Origin of the sequence: Microvirga arabica, assembly GCF_016811235.1 — a bacterium.
Lineage (GTDB): Bacteria > Pseudomonadota > Alphaproteobacteria > Rhizobiales > Beijerinckiaceae > Microvirga > Microvirga arabica.
On the sequence record NZ_JAFBID010000147.1, the window covers coordinates 1 to 6,168 of the forward strand.

Consider the following 6,168-nt stretch of genomic DNA (forward strand, 5'->3'; position numbering starts at 1 on the left):
AAGGCGCTGTTCACGCGACAGCCCTGAGATTAGGCGGCGGCCTGCTGGTTGCGCGGTGCCTTCCAGTTCCAGGGCAGTTCGGCGAGGCGCTTGGCGGGATGCTCCGTAAGCGCTAAGCTGACCGCATCTGGCGCAGCGTGCTGCGATGGCTGATCTTTACTGGCACAGAAGCAAGGAGCTTTCAGTGTCAGTTACTATGTCTGCGCCTATGCCTGATGATAGAAGTTTCCAGGTGCTGGAAGCCATGTGGACTTTAGGCCCTGACGGTTGCGAGGATGGTGCCGAAGACGGTGGCGCCGGTTGCTTGGCGGGCGGTATCGACGACGGTGCGGATCGCGGCCTCTCCTTGAGCGGCCCACATGGCGCGGTGGCCGTTGGTGACCTTGCGCTGAACCACGGCCGGGCGAAGGGCTCGTTCGCAGGCATTGTTGGTGGCCTCGACCAGCCCAGGATGATCAAGGAAGGTCAGAAGCTGATCTCGAGCCCGGCTGATCTTGGCCTGAAGCGCTCAGGTCAGGTCACAGGAACTCGCAGCAGCGAGGATGTCGGTCAGTTGCCGCTCCAGCGTCCGGCGCTTGGCCAAGAGCGTGGAGGCGGCCAGAGAGGTGACCCGTTCCGAGAGGGCGAAGACCGCCTGCAGCCAGAGCTGCAGCCGCCAGAGCACCGGATCGGCGCTGACCTCCACCGCATAGGCAACATCCCGCGCCAGATGCGCCAGGCAGGTCTGGTGCGCGGCCCCATGCCCCTGCTGGGCGGTGTAGCGGTCGGAGAGCCACACGGCCGGGCGATGGCCATCCATCATCTCCCGGATCACGGAGGCAGCTCGTGTCGGGGAGGCGTGATGCACGACAGCTTGCTAACTGTGGAAGACCCAGTGGTAGGCGGTGCTGCCCTCGATGCGCACGCCCGTCTCATCTGATGCGATCACCTCGGCCTGGCGAAGAGACGAGACGGCGCTGACCTGCCCCTCGGCAAAGCACCCCTGCGCCCGCCGCAGCAGGTTCATCAGCCCGCCCTGGCTGAGCGTGAGCCCGAACAGATCCGACAAGGCACCTTGCAGCCGCTCGTAGGAGAGCGCCTGAAAGGTTTTGAGGTAGGTCGCCACTGCGTGCAGGCGCGGCCCGAACGGTGTGCCTCGTGCTGCTTCAGGCACGGGAGCGACAACCCGCGTCCCGCAGGTCGAACAACACACCGAAAGCCGCCGATGATGGGTGATGAGGGGCTTCACCTCCGGGAGGTCGACATGCTCGTGAAGGCTGACCGTCTCGCTTGGCAGATCCGTCATCAGAGCGGCTCCACAGCAGGAGCACCAACCGGGACGGTGATCGACCACCTAATCGGGCGTGTCGCTGGTGCTCCGGCTATGACCCTCGTGACCGGGTTTGGCTCCGCCGGGCTTGGACTTCTCCCGCTGCTCCTTGCGATCGGTCGAGGGCGGCTTGGACGAGGTGCGAGACGTCTTCTCTGGCCGCTGCAGCCGCAGCACCAGACCAATCAGCTCTTTCTTCGTCAGGCGCTGCAAATCAGTGCGATCCATCTCCCCATGGATTCAGGAATTATGCCTGCTGAGAAGGGCGTGGGTAATTACACACCAAGTGCTTACGCAGGACTCAACATACGAGGCATTCCGACCGCACCGGGCAAGGCATGGTCAGCCATGCAGGTGAAGCGGGTGCTGGAGCGGAGCAAGACTATTTTGGATAGTACTATAGTATTTTGACACTAACGTCGGCATAGATTTAACGTTAGCTGCAGCACAAATCTCGCATTCTTAGACTAATAGGAATATATTATGAACGCAAGCCTAATAGCTGCCGTAAAACGGCCCCTGCGTTATGCCTACGCTGCCATATTCCGTTATGCCTACGTTGCCATATTCCCTCAAGCTTCTGAGACATCTCTCAAGGAACGCGCGGAGTTCGCCTATTGGAAGAGACGGTATTCTGCTGAGGGGCGGCAACTTTCGAATAGCCATTATGAAGCACTCTACACCACAGTGTACGGTCTCAGCCATGCCGACTACGTCGGAAAGCGAGTGATTGACATTGGGTGTGGTCCTCGCGGCAGCCTCGAGTGGGCTGATATGGTGGAGCAGCGGGTCGGTTTGGACCCACTCGTACCGCAGTACCTCAAGCTGGGAGCAGATCAGCACAAGATGGAATACTGTGCTGCGCCCTCTGAGAAGATTCCTTACCCCCAGAGCCATTTTGATATTGTGACCTGCTTGAATGCCCTCGATCATGTCGAAGACTTCGAGAGGACTGTCGCCGAGATCAAACGAGTAACAAAGAATGGTGGGTTATTCTTGCTCAGCGTTGAGATCGACCATCCACCAACCCCAACCGAACCAATCTCTCTCACAAGGGATATGCTCAGGAGACTTGAGCCTGAATTTCAGGTCAAATCAGAGCGGTACGTTGGCACACCAGATGATCATGGGCTTCATCAGGCCGTACTGGCAGGTCAGCCGCCCTACCAGGACGGAAAGCCGGGCATCTACATAGCGATGATGGAGCGGGTGTGAGCATTCGCATTCAGAACTGACGTTGCACTCCCAAACTCGACTTTTGGACTGTAATTTGAGGATCACTGAGGAGATCCTACGAGGCTAACGGCACAACGTCAGCCTGCCATTCGCCGCCACCATGGATGTGCCTTCCATTCCGCAAGTTCGGATCGTGCCTCTGCTGGTCTGCGCTTCCGTCCGGTCGTGCAACTCCTGGGACAGGCCACCAAAGCCTTTGCGCATATCGGTGTGGCCGGTGGCCAGCCACACGCGCACGCCCGTTGGCACCGGGATCACGACAGGCTCTCCACCACTTGGAGAACCCGCCGCAGCGCCTCGGCATCGACCTCGCGGTCCACGCGAATACGGCGCCCGCGGCCCAAGACGATCTCGATCAGGCCGGTGCGCCGCGATGGGGAAGCCACCGGTGTGGTCTGCACCGGAACGGGCGTGATCTCGACCGGCATGAACGCGGGACCGGCGTCACCGAGCCGGCCTTCGCGGGCCAGCCGGCGCCAGGTGAAGACAACGCTGGGGGCAAGACCATGGCGGCGGGCCACATCAGTGACCGTCACGCCCGGCTGCATGGTCTCTTCGACAATCTGGAGTTTGTCCTGGAGGCTCCAACGCCGGCGGCGCTCTGTACCGAGAACTTCGATCTTCATTGATCTGCTGACCTTAAAGCTAGCCTTAAGGTCAGAACGTCACGCGCAAACAGCGCTCTCACAAGAGAGGGCGCACACCGAGTGCTTACGTCGAGCGGGCGATCCGGCCTTTGGCATTGACGCGCAAGAATGCGTTGTTTGCCGGCTCAGATCGCCGTGGCGAGCATTGGGCGATCATCGCCTCACTGGTCGAGACCTGCAAACTGTGCGGGGTGGACCCGCAGGCTTATCTTGCCGACGTGCTGAGCCGCATTGTCACCGGCCATCTCAACACCCGCATCGATGATCTGCTGCCGTGGGCCTATGCCACCACGCCAAACGTCAAGGCCGTGGCCTGAGAACACCGCTTACATTTGATGAGTGTCAGTACGGATCTCCATACCGACAGTCAGCGCGGAAGCGATCAATCTCGCAAGACGGCCGTCGGCGAATGCTTACCTTCAAACATCCCCAATGGGAGCATTGGCCGTCAACACTGCCGGCCTGGGAGAAGCAACGTAGGGGACATCTCTGACAGTCATCGAGGCCGCGATTTGGCCATCCGCGCACTGGTCGCATAAGTAGCGATATAGCTCGGTTCAGCCCAGATCCGAGCATGTTGTCACTGGTCCGCTGCCTAGTCAGTGATAGCTACAAAGAGTGTTTTTCCTACGAAGAGACCGGCATGGTCGGTAAAACGTATATTGACTGTATAGGTGCTTCCTGCCGGACCGGCTGGTGAGCCTTTGAAGTCCGCCGCCGGTTCAACGAATTGCAACGCGCCGTTCAACGGATCTATAGTGAACCTAGCGGCGTCACGGCCGCCGTGAATTGACCAAGTCCCACTCTCGTCAGCTTCGAGAGTTGTGACTACACGTTCGCTACTCTTTGCTTTGATATGTCCTGCTGAGAGGATCGTCGGCGGTGTTGTGTCGCCGACGGGTTCAAATGCAACCAAGCCTAAATCAAACATGTCTTCCAGAGCCGCCAATGCTGCAATCTGACTCCCGTGAACACCATCTGATGTATATCCTGGAACCTTCCATCGACCACTATCCCGCGTGCTCTCTACTCGGTCGGCGTACTCAAGCATGTGATGAAAGGGATGCTCGTTTCCGCGCCTCCACCGGTTCTGCTCTAGCCGCTTTGTCTCGTTCCCACGTGGTGTCTGCTGCTCAAGGGTCTTCCAACCGTCTAAAGATGAAGTAATGGGAGATGCCGTGGAGGAGATTAGAGTCTTTTCAGGGAAGTACCTGGCAATCACCTCAAGATACCTTATCACGTCGCGCGTAATGAAGTTCGTATCATTTGTGGTATGGCCGATATAGATATGGGTCGTATAATCTGCAAGCTGGACGCGTCTTGAGTGGCTCTGAACAAAATTGTAGCTGCTCTCTGAGCCTCGTGCGGCGTTGATGTAGCCGATCCGGGAGCCGAAAAGCCGGTTCACCTTGCCCACGAGACCAGACCTATCATAGGTGTCCGCAGTTCCGACTTCGTTACTGTCGCCGATGACCAGCATGGACGGCCGTGTCGTTATGCCGAGGATCGCTGCCGGAGGTGCCGCCAAGCCATTGGCATTTGACAGAAGTGTTGAGCCAAGTGGGACCGTCTCACTGTCAGGGCCAACCAATAGGGTGTCCTCAGGCGAATGTGCCCAACTTTGATTATAGATTGCCCTCCCACTACCGGACCACACGCGCTTCACATGAACCTTGAAACGCTTGAATGCTGGAATATGAACCTGGGTGAAATCGGACACGATAGAGGCTCCATCAGGCGCAATGCCCGGCTCCCTCCCATCGAAAGTCACGTCGGTGAAAATACCCGCTGGATACTCGATTTTTGCCCTGATGAAAAGCGGCCCTCCTGAGCCCATTTCATTACCGCGCGAGTTAACATACCAGTTTGTGAATAGTAGCTTGATAGCAGTCAATTCATCGCGAGTGTCGTGGTAGGTATAACCCATCATACTCGTCGCCGTAGCCGATCGGACTGCGGGAATCTGAGTTCGGGTGGCGACTGCCCCTAAGTATGGTTGCTGTTGGCGGTAGACAGACGTTGTAGCATCAGCGCGTTGGATATTTGGAGTATCGGTAGAATCCTCGACAGATTGACGCGTCTCGTTCATGCGAGCTTGTGCAGTATCCGCAGGATGCAGGCAAATGAGGGCCGCAAGGATAGGCGCGATCAGGTTAGTCCATATGAGCCTCATCTATGATCTCGCCAGGCACGTCCAACGATTATCATATGTAACGAGGGACTACGAGTAGTTCAATAAGAAGTGCAATAGGGAATGCGTTCATTCGTTAAGGCAGAGGTTGTCCTGCGGATTGGATGCTGTGCTCAAGAATCCTCGGGAGGAAGTCTCGATTTCGGGATACAGGAGAGGTGTGCGGCTTTCGATCGCTCTCTCATCGGGGCTCGTTGGAGTGGACTAGCTGACGCCCCGCCTGGCGCACGGCCTTTTCGAAGCGAGTGATCTGGTCCTTCAGGTCGCGCCAGACCTGCAGCATCGGCCGCACGATCCCGGCCACCTCGGGCTGGTCCGCCACTAGGGTCTCGACCCGCTCAGAGAACGTACGGCCATGGGCCATTCCGACGACCGGGCCAAAGACCTTGAGGATGCCGCGGATGTGGTTGGACAGCTGTGTGGTGATGCCCACCAGCTGTCAGCGGGCACCGAGTAGGGCGCGGAGCCGATGCGCCTTGAAGGACTTCACATGGACGCTGCGATACCAGCCGGTGCGGACGATCTGCGCCAAGCCTTCGGCATCGTTGCGGTCAGTTTTTGAGCTGCATCGCCAGAGCTGCCTTGGCATGGCGGGCATCGAGGCAGACCACCTCCATGCCCCTGGCGCGTAATCCACGCACGAGCCAAGGCATCAGCGGACCGGTCTCAACCCCAACTTGGAGATCAGAGCCGTGTCGGCACAGAAGCGGTGCCGTCTGGGATGTGGTGGACTTTTGAGAGGGTGGCGTAGTCTCCGGGTGTTGAAGCCCACAAAACGGGATTCG

5 protein-coding genes and 3 pseudogenes are annotated in these 6,168 nt (G+C 58.4%); 2 read left to right on the forward strand and 6 right to left on the reverse strand.

The annotated features are described in order from the left end of the window. Window positions 1–253 precede the first annotated feature (253 nt). Window positions 254–1,537: pseudogene (tnpC, locus tag JQC81_RS31745) on the reverse strand (IS66 family transposase). 255 nt (window positions 1,538–1,792) lie between these two features. Here tnpC and JQC81_RS31750 point away from each other — a divergent pair. Beyond that, window positions 1,793–2,524 (forward strand): class I SAM-dependent methyltransferase, encoded by a 732-nt coding sequence (locus tag JQC81_RS31750; protein WP_203275756.1) that lies wholly within the window; start codon window positions 1,793–1,795, stop codon window positions 2,522–2,524. 84 nt (window positions 2,525–2,608) lie between these two features. Here the strand turns inward: JQC81_RS31750 and JQC81_RS31755 are convergent, their stop codons facing one another. Then, complete coding sequence (locus tag JQC81_RS31755) at window positions 2,609–2,803, reverse strand: hypothetical protein (RefSeq protein ID WP_203275757.1); 195 nt, start codon at window positions 2,801–2,803, stop codon at window positions 2,609–2,611. Then, the gene (tnpA, locus tag JQC81_RS31760) at window positions 2,800–3,171 is read right to left on the reverse strand and encodes an IS66-like element accessory protein TnpA (protein WP_203275758.1); all 372 of its coding nucleotides are present in this window, start codon (window positions 3,169–3,171) and stop codon (window positions 2,800–2,802) included. The genes JQC81_RS31755 and tnpA overlap by 4 nt, the downstream gene beginning before the upstream one ends. A gap of 89 nt (window positions 3,172–3,260) precedes the next feature. Here tnpA and JQC81_RS31765 point away from each other — a divergent pair. Then, window positions 3,261–3,509 (forward strand): annotated as a pseudogene (locus JQC81_RS31765) (transposase domain-containing protein); the annotation flags it as partial. Window positions 3,510–3,787: 278 nt separating this feature from the next. On the opposite strand, the gene JQC81_RS31770 reads toward JQC81_RS31765, so the two are convergent. The 3 genes and pseudogenes from JQC81_RS31770 to JQC81_RS32820 all read right to left on the reverse strand — a co-directional run. Continuing rightward, on the reverse strand, window positions 3,788–5,122 hold the full coding sequence (locus JQC81_RS31770) for a hypothetical protein (RefSeq protein ID WP_203275759.1): 1,335 nt from the start codon (window positions 5,120–5,122) through the stop codon (window positions 3,788–3,790). A 442-nt stretch (window positions 5,123–5,564) separates the two neighbouring features. Further along, window positions 5,565–5,816, reverse strand: coding sequence for a hypothetical protein (locus tag JQC81_RS31775; RefSeq protein WP_203275760.1), 252 nt, complete (start codon window positions 5,814–5,816; stop codon window positions 5,565–5,567). A gap of 118 nt (window positions 5,817–5,934) precedes the next feature. Continuing rightward, window positions 5,935–6,168, reverse strand: a pseudogene (locus JQC81_RS32820) (hypothetical protein); the annotation flags it as partial.